This window comes from Roseomonas sp. TAS13, from assembly GCF_001950415.1.
Classification (GTDB): Bacteria; Pseudomonadota; Alphaproteobacteria; order Acetobacterales; family Acetobacteraceae; genus Roseomonas; species Roseomonas mucosa.
In genome coordinates this window covers 1-2,324 of the sequence record NZ_BDLP01000528.1, presented here as the reverse complement: position 1 = coordinate 2,324, position 2,324 = coordinate 1, and the positions used below count along the sequence as shown (strand labels likewise).

At 63.2% G+C, this 2,324-nt stretch carries 2 protein-coding genes and 1 pseudogene; all 3 read left to right on the top strand.

Annotation, left to right across the window (positions count from 1 at the left end; all coding sequences use genetic code 11):
• Positions 1 to 531, top strand: a pseudogene (locus tag ROTAS13_RS27510) (hypothetical protein); the annotation flags it as partial.
• A 121-nt stretch (positions 532 to 652) separates the two neighbouring features.
• The gene (locus ROTAS13_RS23150; protein WP_075823554.1) at positions 653 to 1,330 is read left to right on the top strand and encodes a hypothetical protein; all 678 of its coding nucleotides are present in this window, start codon (positions 653 to 655) and stop codon (positions 1,328 to 1,330) included.
• Between the two features lie 347 nt (positions 1,331 to 1,677).
• The gene (locus ROTAS13_RS23145; RefSeq protein ID WP_075823553.1) at positions 1,678 to 2,268 is read left to right on the top strand and encodes a TIGR02391 family protein; all 591 of its coding nucleotides are present in this window, start codon (positions 1,678 to 1,680) and stop codon (positions 2,266 to 2,268) included.
• The last annotated feature ends 56 nt before the right edge of the window (positions 2,269 to 2,324 follow it).

Genomic DNA, 2,324 nt, shown 5'->3' with positions numbered 1-2,324 from the left:
CCCGCCAGCCCAAAAGCCGCCGAAGAAGCCGCGGCGGAGGTGGACCGGCGGCTCGGGCAGCTGGAAGAGCTCGCGGCGATGAAGGCAGCTGCCGCTTGGCTCGCGGCTCAGCCGCAGCTTGGGCAGGACGTCTTCGCCCGCGGTAATCAGATGCGAGCGGCCGCGGGGCCACGAGCCGAGATGCTGGTGGCTTTTCTGGAGGCGACGCTTGCATGGCTGGAACCACGGCCAGAGCTGCGCGGAGAGGAGCCCCCAGCCTACCGGCCCTCACCCCCGGATGTCTGGACTTTGCCAGAAGCCCTGACACGGCTTCGCGAGACCCTGCGATCCGAGCCCGGCGGCGGCGAGCTTTGGAGTCTGGGTCTCCCGCGGCTCTCGGAAGCCACGCCGGTGCGCCGGCGGTCGGCTGCTGCGAGTACCTTCCTGGCTGGCTTGGAACTCGCGCGTCAGGAGGAGGTAACCCTGCACCAGGATCATGCTTTCGGGCCAATCAACGTGCAGCGCGTGTCGCCGCGCTCGGTTGCTGCTTGAGAGCAAGACGGTTTGGCCATAAAAATCAAAACCCCGGCGGTATGCAGAGCAGGGACCAGCCGGGGGATACGCCACCTATATGCGGCTATTGGTCCCAATAATCAAGGGGACCGGGCGTCCAGTGCCTACCTTCACCGATGCTCTTTCTGTGGAGCGCTTCGACACCTATCTCAAATGGGCAGCTGGCGACCCCGACTTGGCCGAGCGCCTCTACACCTACAATGTACAGCTGTCGGCCGCTCTTTACGGCCCCCTGCACATGCAGGAGGTGGCGCTGAGGAACAAAGTCGACGCGCGCTTGGTCCAGCTCCATGGAGCGGGCTGGATCCATGACCCGGTCGTGCTGAGGACTGCGTACCAGCAGGCCTGCGTGCGCCAAGTGCTACTGACGCTCAAGCAAGCCGGCAAGGTGGCCTCCCGGCCTCAGATCGTGGCAGAACTGAACTTCGGGTTCTGGTCATCACTGTTCGGCCGCGAGGCTCATCACCTTTGGCAAGCCCTGAGACCGATCTTTCAGGCAAAGGGCATCCAGCGGAGCACCATCGCGCATGACCTGCGAGAAATCCGCCTACTCCGCAATCGTGTGGCGCATTATGAGCCAATCCTCGCGATGCCGTTGGCGCGCCGTTATGCCGACATCACGACGTTGACGGGTTGGCTATCGCAAAGTGCCGCCGCGTGGATAGCCCGCTATTCGATCTGGCCCAGCCTGTACCCGGCCGTTCCAATCCTGGTGCCTGAGTCACAGAGCGGAGGCCTCGTCGCCGCCCAAGCCGTCCTCCCATTCCTTCCGAACTAGCAAAAAAGACGCTCCGGGTTCGGCTAGCCTCTCAACTACGACACCGCTGCCCCGTCACTAGGCGCGGTAACCGGGCGGACCTCCGGGGCGGGGACGAGCCCATGGTCCCCCTGGCCTTTTCCACGAACATCGAGAAGGCCAACTTGGTTCGCGAGACGTTCCTCAGCCATAGGCAGAATGGTAGGATCCGCTTCCCTCACGGCTGAATCCATAATGGCACGCAAGAACGCATCAGTTTCACTTCGTATCTCTGGGCATTCTCCTCGTTTAGGAGCAGGACACCTTGGGTTAGGACGAAATGTCCACTCCGACTATCGAAGCCGCAAGGAGTTGTGGCAAGCAGAGGCATGTTGTTCGAGCAGGTCCATCTGGACGCTATCGCCCGCGCGCTCGCTGAGGACGGCTTGACCGGAGCCGAGATCGGCCATCTGCTGCGCGTCTGCCATATGGGGAACGAAGATCCCGGGACGGGTGTCACCAAGTGGAAGCGGCTCCAGATCGCCTTCGCCACCCGCCAGAACACCGCGCAGAATAACCGGGCTATCCAGGAGTTCATCCGCCAGGCGATGGCGCCTGCCAATCATCTCTCAGCGCCGGACAGGCACGAGGCGATGCGGTTTCGCCTAAACAAGGCGCTGCTGCTCGCGGGTCTCTACTGTACCGAAGAGGGCAAGCTGGAGGTCGCCGAGGCCGCTACAACGCTCAGCCAGGCCGAGAGCCGGGCACGGGCCATGCGCGCGGGTCTCGAGCGCCGGAACGTCCATCCGGAGGTGCTGCGGTTCTGCTCCGCCGAGTGGTTGGCGGACGACTATTTCCACGCTGTCCAGGAGGCCGTGAAGGGCGTGATGGACCGACTGCGGAAAAGTACCGTGTCAATCGGCACTGAATTGGGACCCCAGATCGGCACGCAAAAGGGACCCTCTTGTGAGGTGTGTTGAGGGGGCGTTCAGGCGCGGTTCTTGAATCGCCAACTATCGTTGCCGGTCTCGACGAT